Below are 23,637 nucleotides of genomic sequence, written 5' to 3'. Positions count from 1 at the left end.
CGGCCCGACGGCCGCCTGTCTCCCGCCGATGACGCCCACTGACCGCCCCGCCCCGCCGCTGCTAGAAGCCCGCGGCCTGCGCTTCACGCGCAATGATGAACCCGTGTTCGGGCCCCTCGACTTTTCGGTCAATGCAGGCGAAGCGCTGCTCGTGCAGGGCGGCAACGGCGCCGGCAAGACCACCCTGCTGCGCGTGCTGGCCGGACTGCTGCGCGCGGACGAAGGCGAGATCGACATCGACGGCGAACGTGCACAGGCTTCGCGCCGCGCCCGCGCCATCGCCTACCTCAGTCACCTGCCGGGGCTGAAGGCGGATCTCAGCGCGCTGGAAAACCTCGAGTTCCTCTGCGGACTGCAGGGGCGCCGCCGCACCCAAGTCCCCGAGAACGCCCTCGCCGTCGTCGGCCTGGCCGGTTACGAGGACGCCCTCGCCCGCCAGCTCTCGGCCGGGCAGAAGAAGCGGCTGTCGCTGGCGCGCATGTGGCTCTCGCCCGCCCCGCTGTGGCTGATGGACGAACCCTACGCCAACCTGGACCTGCAAGGCATCGAGCTGGTCAACCGCATGGTGCAGGCGCACCTGCGCGAAGGCGGCGCCGCGCTGGTTACCACCCACGGCGCATATGCCGCCCCCCCGGTCCGCACCCGGCTGCTCACGCTGGAGCGCCAGCGCACGGAGGGCTTCCGATGAGTCCGATCCACCACGCGCCCGGGCTGATGTCATCGGCCAAGGCCCTCATGGCCCGCGACCTGCGCCTGTTGTGGCGCCGCCGCGGCGATGCGTTCCAGCCGGCGCTGTTCGCGCTGCTGGTGGTCGTACTGTTCGCCCTCGGCCTGGGCGGCGAGCCGCAGGCGCTGTCGAAGGTCGCCGCCGCGGTGCTGTGGCTGGCCGTGCTGCTGGCCGGCCTGTTGGCGCTGGACACCCTGTTCCGCGGCGATGCCGAGGACGGCTCACTGGAGCAGTGGATGCTGGCCCCGGTGCCTTTGGCGTGGCTGGTGGGCGTGCGCACATTCATGCACTGGGCGACGACCGCGCTGCCGTTGCTGGTCGCCACGCCGTTCCTCGGCGAGCTGCTGCACCTGCCGCGCGAGCAACTGGGCGTGCTGATGGCCTCGCTCGCGCTGGGCACGCCTTTGCTGAGTCTGCTCGGAGCGGTGGTCGCCGCGCTGACGGTCGGGATGCGGCGCTCTGGTATCCTTGTCGCATTGCTGGCGCTGCCGCTGTATGTGCCGATTCTGGTGTTCGGCGCGGGTGCCGTGGCGGCGTCGGCACAGGGACTGGACCCGATCGGCGCGCTGCTGATGTTGGCAGCCGGCCTCGTGGTCACCGCCCTGCTGGCGCCCCTGGCCGCCGCCACCGCCATCCGGATCGCGTTGAATTGAGGCACGTCAACGCCCGGCCCGCCCCTTCGGCGACAATGGCACCACCCAACCGGCGCCACCGCGCCTGCGCGGAGCGCGACCTGAACGCATGAATCCGATCGTCCTCTGGTTCCACAAACTCGGCTCTCCCCCCTACTTCGACCGCTTTGCCGCGCGCTGGGCGCCTTGGGCTTATGGCCTGGGCCTGCTGGTCATGGCGGTGGGCGTGTATGGCGCGCTGTTCCAGGTGCCGTCCGACTACCAGCAGGGCGACAGCTTCCGCATCCTCTACATCCACGTGCCCAGCGCGTGGATGAGCATGGCGGTGTTCGGGCTGATGGCTGTGTATTCGGTGATCGCGCTGGTGTGGCGGATCAAGCTGGCGGAAATCCTCGCCATGGCCTGCGCGCCGATCGGCGCCGCGTTCACCCTCATCACCCTGGCCACCGGCTCGATCTGGGGCAAGCCGATGTGGGGCACCTGGTGGGATTGGGACCCGCGGCTGACCACCGAACTGATCCTGCTGTTCCTGTACCTGGGCGTGATTGGCCTGTACAACGCCATCGACGACCGTCGCGCCGCGGCGCGTGCCGCCGGCTTCCTCGCAATCGTCGGCGTGGTGCTGCTGCCGATCATTCGCTACTCGGTGGTGTGGTGGAACTCGTTGCACCAGGGCCAGACCATCCGCGTCTTCGGCGAGTCCGCCATGGATCCGTCGATGATGCCGCCGCTGTGGTGGATGATCATCGGCACCAAGCTGTGGTTCATCGGCGCCCTGCTCGCCCGCGCCCGCGCCGACAACCTGCGCCGCGAGGCCGGCAAATCGTGGGTGGCGGACCTGGCCGGTGTCGGCCCTGACAGCCGGAAGCGCGCCCGATGAGCTACCGGAACTACGTCATCGCCTCTTTCGCTGTCTTCGTGGTGGTGCTGGGCTGGGACTACGTCGCCACCCGGCTGCAGATCCGCCGCGAGATCAACAACGCCCGCCAGCGCGCCAAGCGCGAGGCGGCCCGCACGCAGTCCGATGAGTTGACCCGATGAATCCGATTCGCCGCCGACGCCTGCTGTGGATCCTCGCCCTGGTGGTGGCGGCCGGTTTGGCCGCGACGCTGGTTGCGATGGCCCTGCAGCGCAACGTCGCCTACCTCTACACCCCCAGCGAAGTGAAGGCAGGCGAAGCCGGCAAGCACGCTCGTTTCCGCCTCGGCGGCATGGTGGCCAAGAACTCGTTCAAGCGCGCCGAGGGCTCGATGGAAGCGCACTTCGACGTGACCGATGGCGACAACATCCTGCCCGTGGTCTACACCGGCATCCTCCCTGACCTGTTCCGCGAGAACCAGGCGGTGGTGGCTACTGGCCGCATGGACGGCGATCGCTTCGTCGCCGAGGAAGTGCTGGCCAAGCACGACGAGACGTACATGCCCAAGGAAGTGGCCGACAAGATGGGCCAGGCGCACAAGAAGCACAACGTGGCCGAGCCCGCCGCCGACGCCGGAAAGGCGAACTGAGCCAGTCCGGCCGCCGCATCGCGGCCGGGCCCCACTGACGCGCAACGCGCGCCGGAGCTGAAACGATGTTGCCTGAACTTGGCCAGATCACCCTGATCCTGGCGCTGCTGGTCTCGATCCTGCAGGCCACCCTGCCGCTGGTGGGTGCGCAACGCGGCATCACGCCGTGGATGGCGGTGGCACGTCCGGCGGCCTACGCCCAACTGGTGCTGGTGGGCCTGGCCTTCGTGGTGCTGACCTGGGCGTTCGTGGTGCAGGACTTCTCGGTGGCGTACGTCGCCAAGAACAGCAACTCGCTGCTGCCGATGATGTACCGCTATTCCGCGGTGTGGGGCTCGCACGAGGGCTCGCTGCTGCTGTGGGCGCTGGTGCTGGCACTGTGGACGGGCGCGGTGGCGCTGTGGTCCAAGCGCCTGCCCGACGAAGTGATCGCGCGGGTGCTGGCAGTAATGGGCTGGGTCAGCGTGGGCTTCCTGGCCTTCCTTATCTTCACCAGCAACCCGTTCGAGCGCCTGCTGCCTGCAGCCGCCGAAGGTCGCGACCTCAACCCGCTGCTGCAGGATCCGGGCCTGATCATCCACCCGCCGATGCTGTATGCCGGATACGTGGGTTTCTCGGTGCCGTTCGCCTTCGCCATCGCCGCGTTGCTGGACGGCCGCGTGGATGCGCGTTGGCTGCGCTGGACGCGCCCGTGGACCAACGTGGCGTGGGCCTTCCTCACCCTGGGCATCGCGCTGGGCAGCTGGTGGGCGTACTACGAGCTGGGCTGGGGTGGCTGGTGGTTCTGGGACCCGGTGGAGAACGCCAGCTTCATGCCGTGGCTGGCCGGCGCCGCGCTGATCCACTCGCAGGCCGTGACCGAGAAGCGCGGCAGCTTCCGCGGCTGGACGCTGCTGCTCGCGATCGCCACGTTCTCGCTGTCGCTGCTGGGCACGTTCCTGGTGCGCTCCGGCGTACTGACCAGCGTGCATGCGTTCGCCGCCGACCCGTCGCGCGGCCTGTTCATCCTGATCTTCCTCGGCATCGTGGTGGGTGGCTCGCTGCTGCTGTACGCCCTGCGGGCACCCGGTGGCGATGACGAGGGCAAGCCCTTCGAAGCCAGTTCGCGCGAGACGCTGCTGCTGGCCAACAACCTGCTGCTGACCACGGCCTGCGCCATGGTGCTGCTGGGCACGCTGTACCCGCTGCTGGCCGATGCGCTGGAACTGGGCAAGATCTCCGTGGGCCCGCCGTACTTCGCGCTGATGTTCATGTTGCTGATGGCACCGCTGGTGCTGCTGCTGCCGTTCGGCCCGATCACCCGCTGGCAGCGCGAGCAGGTTTCCAAGCCGCTGGCGATGCTGGCGCCGTGGGCCGTGCTCGCGCTGATCGCAGGCATCGCCGCGTACTTCATGGCGCCGCAGGGCGCGTGGAAGGTGGCGCTGGGCGTGATCGGCGCGGTGTGGGTGGTCGCCGGCACCGCGCGCTTCGTGTGGGCGCGCCTGCAGTCCAACGGCAAGCGCTTCACCGCCGAAATGACGGGCATGATCCTGGCCCACACGGGCGTGGCGGTGTTCCTGGTCGGCGCATTGCTGGTCGAAGGCCTCAACCAGCAGCGCGAAGTGGCCGTTGGCCCGGGCAAGTCGGTGGAAGTGGCCGGCTACGAATTCCGCCTCGATGACGTGGCGCACAGCCGCGGCCCCAACTACGAGGCCGACCGCGGTACCGTCACGGTGTTGCGCAACGACCGCGTGGTCACCGTGCTGCATCCCGAAAAGCGCGCCTACGTCAGCGGCGGACAGGTCATGACCGAGGCCGCCATCCGCCCGGGCATCACAAAGGACCTGTACGTGGCCCTCGGTGAACCGCTGGGTGGCGGTGCGTGGGCCGTGCGCGTGCACATCAAGCCGTTCGTGCGCTGGATCTGGCTGGGGGCGCTGCTGATGATGCTGGGCGGCTTCGTCACTGCGGCCGACAAGCGCTTCCGCCGCGTCGGCACCGAGCGCGTGCCAGGACGCTCGCCTGAGCCAGCCATCGCCGCATCCCCGACTTCCCCCACGGCACCTGCCGCGGAGCCCGTCTGATGAGTTCGTCACCCTCCCCCAAGCGCGGCGCCATGCGCTGGCTGCCGCTGGCCTTCGTCGCGCTGCTGGGCGTGCTGCTGGGCGTGGGCGTGCTGCTCAGCCGCAACCCCAACCGCGAAGCGCTGCCCTCGCCGCTGATCGGCAAGGCCGCGCCCGCGTTCTCGCTGCCGGTGCTGCATGAGCCATCGCGTACCGTGACTTCGCAGGAACTGCGCGGCGCGCCATACCTGCTGAACGTATGGGGCAGCTGGTGCCCGGCCTGCCGCGACGAGCACCCGGTGCTGACCCGCTTTGCCGAGACCAAGCGCGTGCGCGTGGTGGGCTACAACTGGAAGGACGAGCCCGCCGACGCGCTGCGCTGGCTGGACGAATTCGGCAACCCGTACTGGCTGGTGCTGGCCGATTACGAGGGCAAGGTCGCCATCGACTGGGGCATCTACGGCGCGCCGGAAACGTTCCTGGTCGACGCAAACGGCATGATCCGCTGGAAGTACGTCGGCCCGCTGACCGATGACGTGATCCAGAAACAATTGCTGCCCGCGCTGCAGGACGTGGAAACCACGCCGACGGGGGTGTCATTGTGAGCCGGGCGTTGGGTTTGCCGCCCCCGCAACGACCTTCGTGCGTGCAACGGGCACAGTCCGCGCCATTTACTGCGCAGTCGCTTCGCCCCCTGGCTTGGGTGCAGGCCATGGCGATTGCCTTGCTGCTGGGGCTGGTTTCGGCGCTCGCCGCTGCCCCGGCAAACGCACAGGCGGCCGTCGACACCACGCCCATCCAGTTCAACGACAGCGCCGAGGAGGCCCGCTTCCACGCGCTGGTGAGCGAGCTGCGCTGCGTGATGTGCCAGAACCAGTCGTTGGCCGACTCCAACGCGCAGATCGCGGTGGACCTGCGCCACGAGGTGCTGTCGCTGATGCGGCAAGGCAAGACCAACGCCGAGATCAAGGACTTCCTGGTGGCGCGCTACGGCGAGTTCGTGCTGTACCGCCCGCAGGTCGAATCGAAGACGTGGTTGCTGTGGTTCGGCCCAGCCGTGGTGTTGCTGGCCGGTGGCCTGGTGGTGGCCGGCATCGTGCGTCGTCGATCCGTGCAGCAGCGCGCGTCGGCGCAGGGCAATGCGGCTCGCAACACCCCGGCCAACGCCGTCGAAGACGATCAGGAGTGGTGATGAGTGCGTTCGTGGTGGCCAGCCTGGTGCTGGTGCTTGTCGTGCTGGCCTACGTGCTGCGCCCCGTGCTGAAGGCGCACCGACTGAGCGGCGCGGCAATCTTTGTATCGGTGCTGGTGATGACCGGCGCGCTGTACTTCGCCGTTGGCACGCCGCGTGCGCTGGACCCGGCCCAGCGCCGCGCCCCGCAGACGCTGGACGATGCCATTGCCCAACTGGAAGCCAAGTTGGCCGACGAACCCGGCGAGATAGACGGCTGGCGCCTGCTGGCCCGCGCCTACACCGCGCAGGGTCGCCACGCCGAGGCCCGTGACGCACTGGCCCGCGCCGTGACCGTGGCCCCAGACGAGCCGGACCTGCTTGCCGACGCCGCCGAAGCCCGTGCCAACGCGGACAAGGAGCACCGCTTCGACGACAAGGCCGTGCAGATGTTGCGCCACGCCCTGGACAAACAGCCCATGCACCAGCGCGCCCGTTGGTTCCTCGGCATCGCCCACCGCCAGGCCGGCCAGCCCGCCGAGGCCGCCAAGACCTGGGAGCCGCTGCTGGCCATCGTGCAGCCCGACGTGGTCGCCACCCTGCGCCCGCAGATCAACGCCGCCCGCGCCGATGCCGGCCTGCCCGAACTGGCGGCCCCGGTGGCCGCCAGCGCCAAGGGCATCACGGTGAAGGTGGAACTGGCCGAGGCCCTGCGCGACCGAGTGCCCGCCGGCGCCACGCTGTTCGTCATCGCCCGCGAACCGGGTGGCCCACCCATCCCGGTGGCGGCCGAGAAGCTGCCCGCCGCCAAGCTGCCGCTGGAAGTGCGCCTGGACGACGGCGACAGCCTGATGCCGACCAAGAAGTTCTCCGACCTGGCCAAGGCCGAGATCACCGCACGCTTGTCCGCCAGCGGCGACGCCATGCCCAAATCGGGTGACCTGGAAGCCACGCCCGTGCAGACCGCCACCGACGCCAAGGCCACGGTGGTACTGAAGATCGATCGCGTACGGCCGTAACCAGATGGCCCGACCCACGCCCTTGCAGCCGCAAGGGTGTGGTCTGCGACAATCATCCGTTCACCGCGGCGCGCCTGCCGCCCACGAGCCAACGGAATGACCGAATTCATCCCCCCCGGGACCCGCCACATCGACCTGCCCTCGCCGTTCCCGATGCGCCGCGGTGGCGCGTTGCACGGAGCGAAGATGGCGTACGAAACCTGGGGCACGCTCAACGCCACGCGCGACAACGCCATCCTGATCGTCACCGGCCTGTCGCCCGACGCCCACGCCGCCGCCAACGAAGCCAACCCGGCCGCCGGCTGGTGGGAGGCCATGGTCGGCCCCGGCAAGGCCATCGACACCGACCGCTGGCACGTCATCTGCGTCAACTCGCTGGGCAGCTGCAAAGGCTCCACCGGCCCCGCATCCATCGACCCGGCCACCGGCGAGGCGTACCGCCTGAGCTTCCCCGAACTGTCGGTGGAAGACGGCGCCAATGCCGCTGCGCACGTGGTCCGCGCGCTGGGCATCGGGCAACTGGCCTGCGTCATCGGCAACTCGATGGGCGGCATGACCGCGCTGGCCCTGCTGGCCATGCACCCGGGCATCGCCCGCAGCCATATCAACATCTCCGGCGCGGCGCGCGCGCTGCCGTTCTCGATCGCCATCCGCTCGCTGCAGCGCGAGGCGATCCGCCTGGACCCGCGGTGGGAGGGCGGCAACTACACCGACGAGCACTACCCCGAGTCGGGCATGCGCATGGCACGCAAGCTGGGCGTCATCACCTACCGCTCCGCGCTGGAGTGGGACGGCCGCTTCGGCCGCGTGCGGCTGGATTCCGACCGCGCGGACGACGAGCCGTTCGGTCTGGAGTTCGAGGTGGAGAGCTATCTGGAAGGCCACGCCCGCCGCTTCGTGCGCCACTTCGACCCCAACTGCTACCTGTACCTGAGCCGATCGATGGACTGGTTCGACATGGGCGACTTCCGCCCGGGCGGCTGTGGCCGCGGCGAAGGCCCGTCCAGCGACGACGACACCCGCGCCGCACTGGCCAGCATCAAGCTGGAGAAGGCGCTGGCGATTGGCGTGCACACCGACATCCTGTTCCCGCTGCAGCAGCAGCAGGAGATTGCTGAAGGCCTGCTGGCCGGCGGCACGGACGCGCGCTTCCTGCCCCTGCCCTCACCGCAGGGGCACGACGCGTTCCTGGTGGATTTCGACCGGTTCTCGCCGGCCGTGGGCGGGTTCCTGGCCGAGCTGTAACGCTGGCAGGCGGTGCGATGCCCCCTCCACCGGACCGTCGCACCCAACGCCGGGCAGCGGCCAACGGCACGCACCGTTCCACCCATGGACACGTGAATAGCTTGCAATTAAATAGTTCGCTATTTAAATTGTCCACATGGCGAACAAGACCCCCAACGCGATAACGGCAGCCGACGCGCTCAAGCTGGACCGCCAGCTGTGCTTCGCCCTGCACTCCACGTCGCTGGCCATGACCAAGGTCTACCGCAAGCTGCTGGCACCGCTGGGGCTGACCTACCCGCAATACCTGGTCATGCTGGTGTTGTGGGAGCAGGACGGGCTGACCGTGTCGCAGATTGGCGAACACCTGTTCCTGGACTCGGCCACGCTCACTCCGCTGCTCAAGCGGCTGGAAACCGCCGAACTGGTGGCCCGCACCCGTGCCGCGCAGGACGAACGCCAGGTGGTGATCACCCTGACCCGTGCCGGCAAGGCCCTCAAGACCAAGGCCGCCCGCGTGCCGCAGCAGGTGCTGTGCGCGACCGCGCTGGACATCCAACACGCCGGGCCGCTCAAGGCGCAACTGGAAGCCCTGCGCCAGCAGCTACACCAGCACCTTCCCGACTGACGCACCCGCGCTCGACTCCGTGGACCGCAACGCCACCGCAAATACATAGCGCGCTATTAAATAGTCAACAAAATACCGGAAGCAGCGACCGGCCCTTTCCATTCGCCGCACACCAGGAGAACCACCCCCATGTCCATCGAAACCGTCCTGTACCGCGCCACCGCCACCGCCACCGGGGGCCGCGACGGCCGCGCCGTGGCCTCTGACAACGCCTTCGACCTGCAGCTGTCCACCCCGCGCGAGCTCGGAGGCGCAGGCGGCCCCGGCACCAATCCGGAACAGATGTTCGCGGCCGGCTATTCGGCCTGCTTCATCGGCGCGCTGAAGTTCGTGGCCGGCCGCCAGAAGATTGCCCTGCCGGCCGATACCGCCATCGAAGGCCACGTGGGCATCGGCCAGATCCCCGCCGGCTTCGGCATCGAGGTGGAGCTGAAGGTCTCGATTCCCGGCATGCCACGCGAACAGGCCGAAGCGCTGGTGGCACAGGCACACCAGGTGTGCCCGTACTCCAACGCCACCCGCGGCAATATCGACGTGACCCTGACGGTGGTCTGATCGCCGCTCACCGCCCCTCCCCCCAATCGCGGGGAGGGGCTCCGTCCGCAGGGCCGCATCGGCAGGCCGTAGGAACCGTGCGGTCGCGTACATAACGCCGCGTGATGAGCAGGTTACAATCGGCCATATGCACGCCCAAGCCGCCACCCTGCCCGACCTCGACTTTCCCGGCCACGACAAGCTGGTCGCCGCCCTGGATGCAGCCGTCACCGCCGGTGACCAGCACGCCGTCACCGCCGCGTTGCGCAGCGCGCTGTGCAGCATGATCCGCGACCGCGACGTGCAACTGCCCGAGTGCGTGTACGACCCCATCGACGACCACTACGCCCGGCGCGAACTGTACCGCAGCCCGACCCACGGCTACAGCGTGGTGGCCATGACCTGGGGACCCGGCCAGGGCACCCCCGTGCACGACCACTGCGGCCTGTGGTGCGTGGAAGGCGTGTGGGACGGCGAACTGGAGATCACCCAGTACGAATTGCTGGAACGCGACGGCGACCGCTTCCGCTTCCGCGCCGCGGGCGGCATGCAGGCCGGCCCCGGCAGCGCCGGCAGCCTGATCCCGCCGCACGAATACCACACCATCCGCAACACCAGCGGCGACGACGTGGCCATCTCCCTGCACATCTACAAGGGGCCAATGGAAAGCTGCTCGATGTTCGTGCCGCAGGACGGCGAATGGTTCGCCCGCGCCTGCAAGGCGTTGAAGACGGACGAAGTGCACTGACCGGCAGACGGAGGCCTCGACCTTCGTTATACTGCTCGCCCGCGCCGGAGTGGCGGAATCGGTAGACGCAGCGGACTCAAAATCCGCCGCCCTTAAAAGCGTGTGGGTTCGAGTCCCACCTCCGGCACCAGATCTAGACAAGGGCCTGCGAGCAATCGCAGGCCCTTTGTTTTTGGCATTTCGAAAGTTCCTGACCAGGCCGGCGGAGCTCCTAGAGCTGGAGCGTTGGGATTGCCCTTGCGGTCAGCCCAGGTTGAGGCGGGAAGATTGTTCGAAGCGAAGGCTGCTGCGCCGGGGAGACTCAAAGGAGCTTGGTGCCAAGGGGCACTGCACGATCCGGGACACACAGGGCCACGCGCCCCAACTCGTCGTGAAAGCCTGTAACCAGGCATTCCGATTGCAGAGGGCCAATCTGCTTCTTCGGAAAATTGATGACGGCAACCACGAGCTTGCCGATCAGTGTCTGGCAGTCGTAAAGGTCCGTGATCTGCGCGCTCGACTTCTTGATGCCAATTTCGTCACCGAAATCGACGTGCAAGACGTAGGCAGGTTTGCGTGCTTCCGGGAATGGCTGGGCATCAACAACCCGGCCCACTCGTAGCTCGACTTTGACGAAGTCGCTCCATGCAATTGTTTCCACATCACACTCCGGTCAATTGGCCAGCGGTTTCGGCGGCGGCCCAGGACGAGCAAGTCAATATCTGGTGGTTGCGCACGTTGCAAGCGGCGGCGCCTCGCCGCCGCCAGCACGACCGCCGCTCACATTCCCTGTAGGGTAGCGAACTCATCCTTGCTCAGACTGCCATCCCTGTTGGCATCGACCATGCCGAAGTGCGCGACCAGGGGGTGCTTCGCCATTTCGGCCTTGGACAGGCGTCCATCCCTGTTGACATCGAGTTCGCCGAACGTTGCGGCAGGTGCGCCGTGCGCGTGCTGATCGTGATTTTTGTGCGTAGTGGCCGAAGATGTATCACCAGCGATAATCGGACCTGATGCGATGGCGAACATGACTGCAATAGCGAGATTTGCGTACTTCATTGGGATCGTTTCTTAAGGTTGAAATGACTTGTGTGCGCTTGGTTGGATGGGCATCACGGGCGGGATGGTGAGCTGGAACCAGCTCACGCCTTGATAGCCGGCTGCCACTGGCGCAGCAGCAGCGTATTGGCCAACACACTGACCGACGACAGGGCCATGGCGGCACCCGCGATCACCGGGTCCAATAGACCCAGCGCAGCCACGGGAATGCCTACCACGTTGTAGCCAAAGGCCCAGAACAGGTTCTGGTGGATCTTGCGGGTGGTACGGCGGGAGATGTCGATCGCCTGGGCCACCAGCGACGGATCCGGCCGCATCAAGGTTACGGCGGCGGCATGCATCGCGACGTCCGTGCCGCTGCCCATGGCAAACCCGACGTTTGCGGCCGCCAGCGCCGGGGCGTCGTTGATGCCGTCGCCGACCATGGCGACCACGCCCTCCGTGGACAGCTCCGCGACCACGGCAGCCTTGTCTTCCGGCATTACATTGGCCCGAACTTCATCGATTCCCAGCGCCGCGGCCACGGCCCGAGCGGCACCGAAGTTGTCACCGGAAATCATGACCGTCCGCAGCCCCAGGGCACGCAACTCGGCAATGGCCTCCAGCGCGCCCGGACGAGGCTGATCGCGGAAGGACAGCAGGCCCAGTAGTTGGGGACCCTGGGCGGTTTCCTCCGCCAGCCACGACACTGAGTGTCCATACGCGGCCAAGGTTTCGGCGCGGCCTTCAAGTGGCGCCAGATCAACGCCGGCTTCCATCATCATGCTGGAGCTGCCAAGCAACAAGGCGCGGCCGGCCACCTCGCCCCGCAGGCCACGCCCGGCCACGGCGCGAACATCGGAAGCAGCGAGTGTTTTCCGCTCGGAGCCATAGGCCTGGATCACGGCCTTGGCCAGTGGGTGTTCGCTGCCGGCCTGCAGCGCGGCGGCGAGCGCCAGCAGTTCCTGCGGGCTGCCATCCTTCGGCAGAAGTTCCGCCAGGTCCGGCCGCCCCGTGGTGAGGGTGCCGGTCTTGTCGAATGCCACGATCGACACCTTGCGAGCGGTCTCGAGCGCTTCGGCGTCCTTGATCAGGATGCCGGTGCGCGCTGCCACGCCGGTACCCGCCATGATCGCGGTCGGCGTGGCCAAGCCGAGGGCGCAGGGACAGGCGATCACCAACACCGCCACCGCAGTGAGAATTGCCTGGTTCCAGTCGCCAGTACCAAGTCCCCAGGCCAGCAGGGTGGCCAGTGCGACCACGATGACCACCGGGACGAAGATGGCACTGACGCGGTCGACCACGCGCTGAATGGGGGCCTTCTTCGCCTGTGCGTCTTCCACCAGGCGGATGATGCGGGCCAAGGCGCTTTCCGCCCCCACCGCCTTTGTTTCAATCGCAATCAGTCCCTCGCCGTTGACCGCACCGCCGGTGACGCGATCGCCCTCGCCCTTTGCGACTGGCATCGATTCGCCGGTGATCAGCGACTCGTCGGCATGGGTGCGTCCCTCCGCGATATTCCCGTCGACCGGAATGCGCTCGCCAGGCCGCACGACGACGATGTCACCGACGACCACATTGGCGATCGGCACCTCCGTCTCCGCACCATTGCGCCGCACCCGCGCCGTGGCGGGTCGCAGTGCCTGGAGGGCGCGGATCGCCTCGGTGGTTTGGCGCTTGGCTCGCGCCTCCAGCCACTTACCCATCAGGATGAGGGTGATGACGACCGCCGAGGCCTCGAAATAGAGCGGCGCCGGGCCGTGATGGCCAGGCTGGAACACGTTGTAGACGCTCAGACCGTAGCCGGCACTCGTGCCCAACGCGACCAGCAGGTCCATGTTGCCGGTACCGGCCTTCAGGGCTCGCCAACCCGCCTTGTAGAAGCGGGCGCCCAGCCAGAATTGAACCGGTGTAGCCAACGCGAGCTGCAGCCAGCCCGGTAGCATCCAGTGTTCACCCACAAGCATGCCGGCCATCGGCAACACCAGCGGCAGTGACAGGATCGCGGCGATGACCAGATGCGCCGCTTCCTTCGAACGGGCCTGGTGCGGCGCCTCCGCTGTGCCCGGTGCGGCCTCGGGTGCCTGGGCCGTGTAGCCGGCTGCGGTAACGGCGGCAATCAGGTCGGAGTCGGCCGCTTGTGCGGTCGCCCGCACGAGCGCCCGTTCGGTCGCCAGGTTGACTGTCGCCTGGAGGACCCCGGGCACCTTGCGCAACGCCTTTTCGATCCGCGCCACGCAGGACGCGCAGGTCATGCCGCCGATCGCGAGATCAACCTCACGGCTCGCCATCTCGTAGCCGGCCTTTGCCACAGCATTGGCAAGCTCATGCAGCGCCACGGGTGCATGGGTGCTGACCTCGGCGGTCTCGGTGGCGAGATTGATCACAGCCGTTGCCACACCAGGGACCGATTTGAGCCCGCGCTCGACCCTGCCCACGCACGACGCACACGTCATGCCTGAGACCTCGAAACGAAAATTGTCCTGGACGGCAGCAGCTGCCTGGGAGAGCGAAGCATTCATGGCGGCACCTGGGCCTCGGAGAATGAGGCTAGGCTGAGCCTTCCCATGATGGGAAAGTCAACACTGACGCCCCGGACAGCCTTGCCCCGCTCCAGTGCCCGGCTGGGGTGACTGGTATTACAAGCAGCTGGCGGGCCAGTGGATCGACATCATCGGTTTGCCGGAAGGCGACTACTTCGTCAGCGTGACCATCAACAAGGATGGTTGCCGCTTGCCTGCGCCAAGGCACCGAGGATGCCTTCCAGCTCACCGACGCGATGCGGGTGGTAAAGATGTCAGGCACCACCTGGTACGCATCGCCGCGCGCGGCGCCACGATGCAATGTCGCGCGTACGGCGTCTTCGTGGGCGACCGTCCGTGTGATTTGGCGCGCGGTTTCCTCGCTATGATGCGGCGATGGGTACGTCCAACGCAGAAGAATCACCCGGGTACGTACGCCGCAGCATCATCCGCTGGCGCGCGGACCGTTTTGAGGAAACCGACGACCACGTCGCTGAAGAGCACCCCGTGGAACTGCGCTACAACGGCCAGCCCTTCGCCGTGATGATGGCCAGCCCGGGCGACCTCGAAGACTTCGCGCTTGGCTTCTCGCTGAGCGAAGGGCTGATCGACGCACCCGAGCAATTGCTTGGCGTGCAGGCACGAACGCTGCTGGAAGGCACGCAGTTGGACATCCGGGTGCACGAAGGCTCGCCTGCCGCGCGGCTCGACCCGGCACACGGGCGTTCACTCCCCGGACGCAGCGGGTGCGGCATCTGCGGCACCCGGCGCCTGGAAGACGCGATGCGTCCACCGGGCGCGGTTCGCGGCGACCTGTGCCTGACCATGTCGGCACTGGAACGGGCCATGGAGGGACTGCAACTGCGCCAGCCAACCAATGCCGCGACCGGCGCGGTGCACGCCGCGGCATGGGCACGTGCCGATGGAGAGATCGCCCTTGTGCGTGAGGACGTCGGTCGACACAACGCCTTGGACAAGCTGATTGGCGCGCTCTGCAGGACGGGCCTGGACCCCGCCAGCGGATTTACCCTCGTGACCAGCCGCGCCAGCTACGAGATGGTGATCAAGGCGGCCAATGCCGGCATCAGCGTACTCGTAGCGATTTCGGCGCCCACCGCGCTGGCCATTGAACTGGCCCGCGGCGCCGGCATGACCTTGGTCGGCTTCGCCCGGCATGGCAGCTGCAATGTCTATTGCGGTGGCGAGCGCCTGCGATCGGGGGGCTGAAAGCCACCCTGTCCTGGGAAGGCCACTGCTTCGCCCTAACGGGTGCCCGCCGCGCCACCTTGGGTCGTGCCCGCCCCACCCTCCACCTGCCGGATGATGGCCTCGACCACATCACGCGTGGATTGCCAGTTCATGCCGGTGACCAGCCGACCATCGGTCTCGACGTACGAGGTATTGCGCGCCCCATAACGGAACTGGCCCTTGCGCTGTTGCAAGCGCTGCTCGATCGAGAACGGAAAAGTCTTGTAGTACGCCGCGTTGGTGTCCTCGAACGCATCCGGATAGCCCGTGACGCGCTTGCCGCTGACCAGGGGCGTGCCATCCGACAGCGTCAGGTTCACCAACCCCGCGCTGCCGTGGCAGACGGCAGACAGGACGCCGCCCTGCTGCTCGTAGAGGCGCGTTGCGAGTGACTGCAGGCCGGGGTTCTCCGCCACGCCATACATCGCAGCGCTGCCGCCGATGTACATCAGCGCGGCATAGTCGCCCGCACTCACCTCCTCCGGTTTGCGGGTGTTGGCCAGCGCCCACATGAAATCGGCGTCATAGATCCATTGCTTGTGCTCGGCATCGCGCGTGTCGACGTAGGCCAGCGGCACGGTGCCGCCCTGCGGGCTGACGAACTGCACGCCATAACCGGCCGCGCGGAACGTGGCGTAGGCGTGGATCAGCTCGGCAAAGCTGTTGCCGGCGCTGAGCCCGGTCCCGGGCATGGTGTCCACGTTGGAGACCACCAGCAGCACGTTGCGGCCGTGGGCCGGAGCGACGTGCCGCGTGGCGGTCTTGCTGATGACCTGCCATTGACCATCCAGCTTTTTCAACAGGAACAGGTCGACGAAGCGGGCGCCATCCCTGCCGAGCAGGACCTCGGCCTTGGCCGTGGCGATATCGCCCTCGACCTGCGTGCTGATCAGCCGGCCGACGCGGCCATTGAACTGGCCCGGGTTCCTGCGGAACCAGCTGGCGTATTCGGCAATGCCCAACTCGCGCATGCCGCCACCTGGCTGACTCAGGTACAGGCGTGCGTCGGGGTGGAACGCACGTTGCAGTTGCTCGGGCCGGTTGTACGAACTGCCCTGCAGGTAATCGTGGATGACGGCGGCGACCTGGCGGTCATCCGGCATCGGTTGGGCCTTCGCAGGCGCGCCGAGCATCTGCACCAGGAAGGCCAGGGCCGCGAGTTGGATGGTCAGCGCTCGCCTCAGGCTGGCACCGTAGGACACTCGGGTGAAAGGCGTTGCGGGCATGCGGGGCTCCGGTTGGGGGGGAAGCCCCGCACTCTGCCGGATAGCCTTTTATATCAATAGCTTGCAACGCGTTTCCGGAATCCAGAAACGTGTTTCAGGAGCCCGCTTGCGAAGCCTGATGGGCGGTCTGGCGCCATGCGGCCGGGGTCGTGCCCTCGACCTTCCTGAAGCTGCTGTAGAAGGTGGACATGGACACGAAGCCGGCGGCCTCGGCCACCTGCTCCATCGCCCCCCCGCCGGGAGCGCTCAACAACCGCTTGGCGGCTTCGACCCGAACCTGGGCCAGGTACGACTTGAAGGCGGTCTGGTGGTTGTCATTGAGCAGCTGCGACAGGCGCGCCGCCGGCATGCCCAGGCGGCGTGCCAGCTTGGGCAGCGTGAGGGTGGTGTCCCGGTACAGGTGTTCTTCGGCCATCAGCTGGTGCAGCGCCTGCAGGGCCGCGTCGGCTTCGTCGGCCGCGATCTTGCGATCCTGATAGGGAGCCGGCGCCGGGCTGGCCTTGCGCCGGGCGAGCATGACGATGATGCTCAGGTACAGCACGACCGAGAAGGACAGCGCGCCCACGATGTACGAGGTCAACCCTGCGGTGAAGTAGGCCAGCCAGACCGCCGCGACGCCCGCGATGACGGCCGCGACATGCCCGCTCGTCAATCCGTCCGTGGGCACCCGGCCCGCCTTCCGCCGCGTGGCACGCACAAGCAGGCCGCCTGCAAGCAGCAGGCATGCCAGCCACGCGTACTGGATCAGGTACCAGACCGGGCCGGTCCACAGATCGAGGTGATCCGGGTACGGCCAAGCCAGGCCGAAGCCGACGGCCAGCCCAAGCAGGCCCACGCCCAGGATCGGATCCTTGCGGGTGTGCAAGCGTTGCGGGTCGACCCAGGCACGCACGAAGCCAATCAGGCAGGGGCCGATGAGCACGCAGGCGGTCAGGCCCACCTGCAGCACGAGCTTGGAGACCTCGGGCCAGAAGTAGAACACCACCGACTTGCCGGTGCGGAGGCTGAGCATCAGCACCAATGCGGCCAGCCACCGTTGCGCGGGGGTTACCGGTTGTCGCCAGAGCAGATAGGCCGAAAGCGCCAAGCCATTGAAGGCGCCCAGCCCGGCAAAAAAGAACAGCAAATAGGACTGGACCATGGATGACGGTGTCCGCGAGGGGGAAGCGCCGCGATGGGCGACCGGGTTCAGCCGCACACGATAACGGCACGCGCCGGTGATGAGAATTGCGCTGCCGTCCGCCCCCGGACCTGCGGCCCGGCAGTCCGCCCCGCCGCCGCGCTCGCCCCAAAAGCCGTGTAAAATCCGCGTTTTACCCGCGTGGACGTAGTGGAATTTTCCCGAAGGGCGCAGGCCCATGGCCCCGCGCTCATCCGGCTGCTGGCCCGCATGGGCGATGCCGACGCGCCCCTGCCTCCCCAATCCTTGTCGGCCCGGCTTGGCCAGTGGATCGATTGGCGCCATGCGGTGGCGCTGTCGGCTGCGTTGGACGCCCGCCCCTCCCCGCCCCCGAGCGAAGACGTCCCCCGCGTCCACGCGGAGGACGGCGAATGCGCACGGGTGCGCGCGGTGCTGGTCAAGGCCATCGAGGGGGACCGCGCGTTCGCCTCGCCGCTGGGCGCACCGACAGCGGGTGAGGCGGCCGGTCCGGATGGCGCACCGCCCGATTACGCCTTCTTCCGCCAGCGTTACGTGGCCCTGCAGCAGGTGATGGAAGCGGAGACCAGCCACCTGCGCGGCCGCGTGCGAGGCATGGCCGCGCGGCACGCACCGTCCCTGCAGCAACTGGCCGCGATGGATGCGGTCATGGAGCGGGCCTTGGGGCGGCATGAGCGCGCGTTGCTGTCCGCATTGCCGGAACTGTTGGGCAAGCACTTCGAGCGCCTGCGACAGGATGCGCCGGGCAACGCCGAACCCTCCACCGTCCGCCCCGCCACCGCGTGGCTGGATCTCTTCCGCAAGGACATGCAGCGCCTGCTGCTGGCCGAACTCGACATTCGACTGCAACCCGCGGAGGGCCTGCTCGCGGCCCTTCGCAACACACCCCACGGATAACATGCGCAAGAACCTGCTCAAACCCGCTGTCTTCTTCACTGGCCTGGCTGCGTTGGCCTGGATTGGTGCGGGCTACGTCGGCGCCAATCTGCTGGCGCTGGCCGTCGTGTTGCTGATTGGGGCGTGCTACGTGGCCGGCGCATGGGAATTGCACCGCTACCGGCAGGCCACGGCCACGCTCGCCCACGGGCTCGCCGCGTTGACCGCGCCCGTACCCAGCCTGGGCGACTGGCTCGACCGCCTGCACCCGTCCCTGCGCGACGCGGTGCGCCAGCGCATTGAAAGCGGACGCACGCCGCTGCCGGCGCCGGCCCTGACGCCGTATCTGGTCGGCCTGCTGGTGCTGCTGGGCATGCTGGGCACGTTGCTGGGCATGATGACCACGCTGCAGGGCACCGGCTTGGCGCTGGAAAGCGCATCGGACCTGCAGACCTTGCGCGCTTCGATTGCCGCACCGGTCAAGGGGCTGGCATTCGCCTTCGGCACGTCCATCGCGGGCGTGGCCGCGTCGGCGATGCTGGGGCTGCTGTCTGCGCTGTGCCGACGCGAGCGCGGGGACGTGGCACAGGCACTGGATGCGGCGATCGCGACCACGTTGCGCCCGTTCTCCCAGCCGCACCAGCGCGAAGAGGCATTCAAACTGCTGCAGCGGCAGGCCGATGCGCTGCCCACCCTGGTCGACCGACTGCAGGCGATGGTGGCGGCCATCGAGCAGCAGAGCCAAGCGGCCAACGAGCGGCAGTTGTCGCAGCAGGCCGCATTCCATGACCGCACCGAAGCGGTGTACACGCAACTGGCGGCATCGGTGCAGCAGTCCTTGATGCAAGGCGCTGCGGAAAGCGCACGCGCCGCAAGTACGGCGCTGCAGCCGGTAGTCGAAGCCACGATGGCCGAGATGGCGCGCAATGCGGCCGCGCTGCATACCGGCGTGATGCAGTCGATGCAGCAGCAGATGGAAAGCTTGTCCACGGGGTTCCAGGCGAGCACGCGTACCGTAGCCGACCTCTGGAGTCAGTCACTCGCCGACCAGCGCCAGTCCAACGAAGGGCTGTTCCGCGACCTGCGCGCCGCGCTGGAAACGTTCACGGATACGTTCGACCAGCGCTCGGCGGGCATGGTCGAGTCCGTCGCAGCCCGCCTTGATGCGATCACCGCCAACACCAGCGCGGCGTGGGCCGACGCGCTGTCGCAACAGACCGCGACGGGCAACGAACTGGCTGGCCGCAACCAGGCGGCATTGGCGGCGGCGGCCGCCACCTTCGAGACGCATGCGGCGTCGCTGGTGCACACGGTGCAGCAGTCGCATGCGGATCTTCAGGCCACGCTGGAAACCAGCGCGCAGGAACGACTTGCCGCATGGGCGAACACGTTCGACGCGATGACCGGCCCGTTGGTCGAGCGCTGGGAGCAGGCTGGCGAGCATGCCGCAAGCCGGCAGCAGGCGTTTTGCGACACGCTGGCGCGCACCGCAGACCACATTTCCGCGCAGACCCAGGCGCATGCACGCGACACCATCGCGGAGATTTCCCGTTTGGTGGAAGCGGCATCCGAAGCTCCCAGGGCTGCGGCGGACGTCATCGCCGAACTTCGCCAGAAGCTTTCCGACAGCATGGCGCGCGACACGGCGATGCTGGAGGAGCGCGGCCGCCTGTTGGCCACGGTGGAGACGCTGCTCGACGCGGTGAACCATGCGTCCACCGAACAGCGCACCTCCGTGGACGCGCTGATCTCCACCACCGCGGACCTGTTGGACCGCGTGGGCACGCGCTTCACCGCGCACGTCGAGACCGAGACCGGCAAGCTGGATGCCGCCGCCACCCGGATTGCAGCCGGTGCCATCGAGGTCGCCAGCCTCGGCGATGCCTTCGGCGCGGCGGTGCAGCGCTTTGGCGAATCGAACGAACAGTTGGTTGTCCGCCTGCACGCGATCGAAGCCGCGCTGGACCAATCGCTGGCCCGCAGTGACGAACAACTGGCCTACTACGTGGCGCAGGCGCGTGAGGTGGTCGACCTCAGCGTCCTCTCGCAGAAGCAGATCATCGGCGAGCTGAAGCATCTGGCCGACCAGCGCGCCATGATCGGGACTGAGGCGGCATGAGCGTCGAACACGACAGCGATGCCGAGTCGTCCACCGCCGTCTGGGCCGCGTTCGGCGACCTGATGTCGGTGCTGTTGGGCGTGTTCGCACTGATCCTCGTGGGCGTGATTGCCGTGCAGATGCGCCTTTCGCACCAGTTGGACCAGGAAGTGCGCAGGCGCGAGGCGGAGGCGCACCGCAACCGCACGCTGGAGCAGGTGTTGGCGGTGCCGTTGGCCGAAGGACGGGTGACGCTGGCGGACGGCCGCATCGGCATCCGCGGCAACGTGCTGTTCGCGCTCAGCTCCGACAAGTTGCAGCCCGAGGGGCGGCAGTTGCTGAAGTCAATCGCCGGCCCGTTGGCGAAATACCTCGGGGCGCGCGATGAAATCCTGATGGTCAGCGGCTTCACGGACGACCGCCAGGTGCGCGACGGCAACCTGCAGTTTGACGACAACTGGGAGCTGTCCGCCCAGCGCGCCCTGACCGTGACCCGCACCTTGGTGGCCGAAGGCGTGCCCGCCTCGTCTGTCTTCGCGGCCGCATTTGGTTCGCAGCAGCCGGTTGGCTCCAACGCGGACGAGGAAGGTCGCGCCCGGAACCGGCGCGTGGAAATCGCACCCATGCCCAAGCCCGCAAAGGCAAACCGGAACACACCATGAGTCACGAGGCGGCACGCGCGCGATCAATGCTCGCGGCGTGGCTTGAGGACAGCGCTGACCGTCTGGACCCCGTCCGCTTCCAGCGGATCATGGCGTTTGGGCAGCGCACGGCGGCCCAGGAAGGCGACGTGCGACGCCTGCTGGATGAGCGGCTGGTCGAACTGGTCAATGCCTATGCCGACGACTTGGCGACGGCAACAGCCACCGCGAGGTCTGCAAACTCAGGCGCGCCGCGGGCCGCGCGCGGTACCGCGATGGCCGATCTGATCCAACACATCGCGTCCAACACCCCACAGCGTGATGCCGTGCCCAGCGATGCATCGCCATCGCGATCGTGTTCCCCGGTGTTCGACGACCTCAGGCAGGTCTGCGCCGAGGTCCGCACGGAAAGCCAGTTGCGCCAGGCACTGACACCCGCGCCGGCGGACGCAGGCCCGCTCAACTCCGCCAGCCTCGTCCATCGCGCGCTGACCCGGATGCGCGACGTGTCGCCGGAGTACCTGGAGCATTTCGTCGCCTATGTGGACGCGTTGTCAGCCCTGGAGCCGATCTGCGCAAAGAACATGCCGGCAACGGAGGGCATGCCAACCGCTACTGGCAGCAGGAAAGCGAGCCCGTCCAAGCCCCGGCGCCGGCCTGCCTGAGGCACGGCTTCCGCATCGGCGCTTTTCTACCTGGGCGGGACGAAAGCAGGATGCCGCGCCAGTAGGGGCTGATTGTTCGGGAAGCATCAGGACTCGCGGGGAATGCCTGCGCGGCGAGCCTCGCCCAGAATCTCCAGGGCTTCCTTGATCACATACAGACCGATCAGCAAGCCAATCACGTAGTCCGGATACGGTGTCGCCAGCCAGAACACCAGCGCGCCCGCCAGGATCACCCCCAGATTGGCCACGACATCCGCCCGGGTGAACAGCCACGTGGCGCGCAGGTGCACTTCACCGGATTTGAACGGCGACAGCAGGCGCAGCACGGTCAGGTTCACCGCCAGCGAAAGCAGTGCGGTGCCGATCATCCAACCGCTCAATGGATCGGCGCCGTATGCGACGCGTCGGGCCACTTCCGCCAGCACGGCAACGCCCAGGATCAACAACGCAAACCCACTGATCCAGGCGGCGTTGGCCTTGAACCGGACGCTGCGGCCGATCGCCATCAGCCCGATGGCGTAGGCGCTGGCATCCGACAGCATATCCAAGGCATCGGCCAACAGCCCCGTGGACTGCGCTAGCCAACCCGCAATGCCGCCGATGACGGCCATGGCGGCATTGAGCAGCAGTGCAAGGCGAAGCACTCGCCGCTCCTGCGCATTCCTCGCTTCGTGGCGGCAAACGCACTCGCTCATACGTCCCCTGTCGTCCGCGAATGCAGTGCCTCTTCGCCATCCACCAGGAGCTTGGCGTGACGCGGCAACGCCACCGACACCAGCGCCGCCATCGCGACGAACACGGCCGACACCAACAGGCACGCCGTCAGGCCGTAAGCCTGGAAGATCCATCCCGACAGCACAGTGCCCACCAGCCGACCCATCGCGTTGGCCATGTAATAGAAGCCCACGTCGAGGGACACGCCGTCCTCGGCCGCGTAGCTGACGATCAGGTAGCTGTGCAGCGACGAATTCACGGCGAACACGAACCCAAACACCGCCAGTCCCGCAACGAGCACAGCCTGTGCCGAGTGGCCCTGCACCAACAGGAGCGCCATCAGCGCTGGCACGCCAGCGAGCAGCAATGCCCAGGCGAACGCCGCGCGACCATCCGGCACATGGCCGCGGCGCTTGCCGGTGAAATACGGGGCAACCGACTGGACCACGCCGTAGCCGATCACCCACAGCGCCATGAACCCGCCGATCTTCCAGAAGTCCCAACCCAGCGTGGTTGCCATGAACACCGGTACCGCGACGACAAACCACACATCCCGCGCGCCGAACAGGAACATCCTCGCCGCCGAAAGCAGGTTGATGGCCCGGCTCTTCGAGAGGATGTCCCGGAACTTGGGCTTGCTCCTGGCCTTGCCCATGTCGCGCTTGAGCATCGCCAGGCTCAATAGCCAGACCATCAGCAACCCACTGGCCATGATGGCCACCGCGGGCGCAAACCCCACGGTCGTCAACAAGGCGCCGCCGAGGAAGAACCCGATGCCCTTCAGGGCGTTCTTCGAGCCGGTCAGCGCGGCAACCCAGCGGAACAACGTCCCCTGCTGATCGCCCGGCACGAGCAGCTTGATGCTGCTCTTGGCACTCATCTTGTTGAGGTCCTTGGCAACACCCGACAGCGCCTGGGCGGTCATCACCCAAGGCACGGTCAGCCACGCCGCCGGCACCAGCAGCATCGACAAGGCGATGACCTGCATCGCCAGGCCGATGTTCATCGTGCGGTTGAGGCCAATGCGCGCACCCAGCCAACCACCGACCAGGTTGGTGATGACTCCGAAGATCTCGTAGAACAGGAACAACAGCGCCACCTGCAGCGGGCTGTAGCCCAACTGGTGGAAATGGAGCACCACCAGCATGCGCAGCGCGCCGTCGGTCAGGGTAAACGCCCAGTAATTGCCGGTGATCAGCAGGTACTGACGGATATCGGGTGACAGGCGCGCGAGCATG

25 protein-coding genes and 1 tRNA gene are annotated in these 23,637 nt (G+C 67.5%); 19 read left to right on the top strand and 7 right to left on the bottom strand.

Translation table 11 applies throughout. The features are described from left to right. The first annotated feature begins 28 nt into the window (after window positions 1-28). The 14 genes from ccmA (at window position 29) to N800_RS03885 (ending at window position 10,363) form a co-directional block, all read left to right on the top strand. Window positions 29-688: a heme ABC exporter ATP-binding protein CcmA gene (gene ccmA, locus N800_RS03945; protein ID WP_036135076.1), complete on the top strand. Its 660-nt coding sequence runs from the start codon at window positions 29-31 to the stop codon at window positions 686-688. Further along, window positions 685-1,380 (top strand): heme exporter protein CcmB, encoded by a 696-nt coding sequence (gene ccmB / locus N800_RS03940; RefSeq protein ID WP_036135074.1) that lies wholly within the window; start codon window positions 685-687, stop codon window positions 1,378-1,380. The genes ccmA and ccmB overlap by 4 nt, the downstream gene beginning before the upstream one ends. An 88-nt stretch (window positions 1,381-1,468) precedes the next feature. Beyond that, complete coding sequence (locus N800_RS03935) at window positions 1,469-2,239, top strand: heme ABC transporter permease (protein ID WP_036135073.1); 771 nt, start codon at window positions 1,469-1,471, stop codon at window positions 2,237-2,239. Beyond that, window positions 2,236-2,400 carry a heme exporter protein CcmD gene (locus tag N800_RS15555; RefSeq protein ID WP_084087175.1) on the top strand — a complete coding sequence of 55 codons (165 nt, stop codon included), beginning with the start codon at window positions 2,236-2,238 and terminating at the stop codon, window positions 2,398-2,400. Before N800_RS03935 ends, N800_RS15555 begins: the two co-directional genes overlap by 4 nt. Beyond that, window positions 2,397-2,867, top strand: a complete 471-nt coding sequence (gene ccmE / locus N800_RS03930; protein ID WP_036135070.1) for a cytochrome c maturation protein CcmE — start codon at window positions 2,397-2,399, stop codon at window positions 2,865-2,867. The genes N800_RS15555 and ccmE overlap by 4 nt, the downstream gene beginning before the upstream one ends. A gap of 65 nt (window positions 2,868-2,932) precedes the next feature. Beyond that, entirely contained in the window at window positions 2,933-4,930 is a 1,998-nt protein-coding gene (locus tag N800_RS03925; RefSeq protein ID WP_084087173.1) for a heme lyase CcmF/NrfE family subunit, read from the top strand. After that, window positions 4,930-5,514 carry a DsbE family thiol:disulfide interchange protein gene (locus N800_RS03920; RefSeq protein ID WP_036135067.1) on the top strand — a complete coding sequence of 195 codons (585 nt, stop codon included), beginning with the start codon at window positions 4,930-4,932 and terminating at the stop codon, window positions 5,512-5,514. The genes N800_RS03925 and N800_RS03920 overlap by 1 nt, the downstream gene beginning before the upstream one ends. Window positions 5,515-5,621: 107 nt before the next feature. Continuing rightward, on the top strand, window positions 5,622-6,101 hold the full coding sequence (locus N800_RS03915) for a cytochrome c-type biogenesis protein (protein ID WP_036135064.1): 480 nt from the start codon (window positions 5,622-5,624) through the stop codon (window positions 6,099-6,101). Beyond that, window positions 6,101-7,099, top strand: a complete 999-nt coding sequence (locus N800_RS03910; RefSeq protein WP_052107893.1) for a tetratricopeptide repeat protein — start codon at window positions 6,101-6,103, stop codon at window positions 7,097-7,099. The genes N800_RS03915 and N800_RS03910 overlap by 1 nt, the downstream gene beginning before the upstream one ends. 96 nt (window positions 7,100-7,195) lie before the next feature. After that, window positions 7,196-8,344 (top strand): homoserine O-acetyltransferase MetX, encoded by a 1,149-nt coding sequence (metX, locus tag N800_RS03905; protein ID WP_036135062.1) that lies wholly within the window; start codon window positions 7,196-7,198, stop codon window positions 8,342-8,344. A gap of 136 nt (window positions 8,345-8,480) precedes the next feature. Further along, window positions 8,481-8,951, top strand: a complete 471-nt coding sequence (locus N800_RS03900; RefSeq protein ID WP_036135059.1) for a MarR family winged helix-turn-helix transcriptional regulator — start codon at window positions 8,481-8,483, stop codon at window positions 8,949-8,951. 129 nt (window positions 8,952-9,080) lie between these two features. Continuing rightward, window positions 9,081-9,506 carry an organic hydroperoxide resistance protein gene (locus tag N800_RS03895; protein WP_036135056.1) on the top strand — a complete coding sequence of 142 codons (426 nt, stop codon included), beginning with the start codon at window positions 9,081-9,083 and terminating at the stop codon, window positions 9,504-9,506. A 127-nt stretch (window positions 9,507-9,633) separates the two neighbouring features. Next, window positions 9,634-10,233: a cysteine dioxygenase family protein gene (locus tag N800_RS03890; RefSeq protein WP_036135053.1), complete on the top strand. Its 600-nt coding sequence runs from the start codon at window positions 9,634-9,636 to the stop codon at window positions 10,231-10,233. A gap of 43 nt (window positions 10,234-10,276) precedes the next feature. Beyond that, a tRNA-Leu gene (locus tag N800_RS03885) sits at window positions 10,277-10,363 on the top strand. A 171-nt stretch (window positions 10,364-10,534) separates the two neighbouring features. On the opposite strand, the gene N800_RS03880 is transcribed toward N800_RS03885, so the two are convergent. From N800_RS03880 to N800_RS03870, 3 genes are all read right to left on the bottom strand, one after another. Continuing rightward, on the bottom strand, window positions 10,535-10,873 hold the full coding sequence (locus N800_RS03880; RefSeq protein ID WP_036135050.1) for a tRNA-binding protein: 339 nt from the start codon (window positions 10,871-10,873) through the stop codon (window positions 10,535-10,537). 119 nt (window positions 10,874-10,992) lie between these two features. Further along, a complete protein-coding gene (locus N800_RS03875) occupies window positions 10,993-11,271 on the bottom strand; it encodes an EF-hand domain-containing protein (protein WP_036135049.1) in 279 nt (92 codons plus the stop codon). A gap of 83 nt (window positions 11,272-11,354) precedes the next feature. Beyond that, window positions 11,355-13,772: a heavy metal translocating P-type ATPase gene (locus tag N800_RS03870; RefSeq protein WP_036135046.1), complete on the bottom strand. Its 2,418-nt coding sequence runs from the start codon at window positions 13,770-13,772 to the stop codon at window positions 11,355-11,357. A 396-nt stretch (window positions 13,773-14,168) separates the two neighbouring features. Here N800_RS03870 and fdhD point away from each other — a divergent pair, with 396 nt between their 5' ends. Continuing rightward, window positions 14,169-14,999 carry a formate dehydrogenase accessory sulfurtransferase FdhD gene (fdhD, locus tag N800_RS03865; RefSeq protein WP_036135043.1) on the top strand — a complete coding sequence of 277 codons (831 nt, stop codon included), beginning with the start codon at window positions 14,169-14,171 and terminating at the stop codon, window positions 14,997-14,999. Window positions 15,000-15,034: 35 nt separating this feature from the next. Here fdhD and N800_RS03860 read toward each other — a convergent pair whose 3' ends face one another. Beyond that, on the bottom strand, window positions 15,035-16,246 hold the full coding sequence (locus N800_RS03860; RefSeq protein ID WP_084087170.1) for a nuclear transport factor 2 family protein: 1,212 nt from the start codon (window positions 16,244-16,246) through the stop codon (window positions 15,035-15,037). 94 nt (window positions 16,247-16,340) lie between these two features. Then, window positions 16,341-17,606, bottom strand: coding sequence for an AraC family transcriptional regulator (locus tag N800_RS15550; RefSeq protein WP_156962864.1), 1,266 nt, complete (start codon window positions 17,604-17,606; stop codon window positions 16,341-16,343). Window positions 17,607-17,636: 30 nt separating this feature from the next. Here N800_RS15550 and N800_RS15825 point away from each other — a divergent pair, with 30 nt between their 5' ends. From N800_RS15825 to N800_RS03835, 4 genes are read left to right on the top strand one after another with little or no spacing between them, the layout of a single operon-like run. After that, on the top strand, window positions 17,637-18,302 hold the full coding sequence (locus tag N800_RS15825) for a DUF3348 domain-containing protein (protein ID WP_232227535.1): 666 nt from the start codon (window positions 17,637-17,639) through the stop codon (window positions 18,300-18,302). Window position 18,303: 1 nt separating this feature from the next. Then, window positions 18,304-20,400, top strand: coding sequence for a DUF802 domain-containing protein (locus N800_RS03845; RefSeq protein WP_036135041.1), 2,097 nt, complete (start codon window positions 18,304-18,306; stop codon window positions 20,398-20,400). After that, complete coding sequence (locus tag N800_RS03840; protein WP_036135038.1) at window positions 20,397-21,041, top strand: OmpA family protein; 645 nt, start codon at window positions 20,397-20,399, stop codon at window positions 21,039-21,041. Before N800_RS03845 ends, N800_RS03840 begins: the two co-directional genes overlap by 4 nt. A 26-nt stretch (window positions 21,042-21,067) precedes the next feature. Next, window positions 21,068-21,685 carry a DUF2894 domain-containing protein gene (locus tag N800_RS03835; protein WP_052107889.1) on the top strand — a complete coding sequence of 206 codons (618 nt, stop codon included), beginning with the start codon at window positions 21,068-21,070 and terminating at the stop codon, window positions 21,683-21,685. 86 nt (window positions 21,686-21,771) lie between these two features. Here N800_RS03835 and N800_RS03830 read toward each other — a convergent pair whose 3' ends face one another. Continuing rightward, complete coding sequence (locus N800_RS03830; protein WP_036135035.1) at window positions 21,772-22,380, bottom strand: cation efflux transmembrane domain-containing protein; 609 nt, start codon at window positions 22,378-22,380, stop codon at window positions 21,772-21,774. Continuing rightward, a complete protein-coding gene (arsJ, locus tag N800_RS03825) occupies window positions 22,377-23,636 on the bottom strand; it encodes an organoarsenical effux MFS transporter ArsJ (RefSeq protein WP_052107888.1) in 1,260 nt (419 codons plus the stop codon). The genes N800_RS03830 and arsJ overlap by 4 nt, the downstream gene beginning before the upstream one ends. Window position 23,637: the final 1 nt, after the last annotated feature.

Source organism: Lysobacter daejeonensis GH1-9 (assembly GCF_000768355.1).
GTDB classification, from domain to species: domain Bacteria; phylum Pseudomonadota; class Gammaproteobacteria; order Xanthomonadales; family Xanthomonadaceae; genus Aerolutibacter; species Aerolutibacter daejeonensis.
Note: the sequence above shows the minus strand (reverse complement) of the source record. Positions and strands in the feature narration are given on the sequence as shown.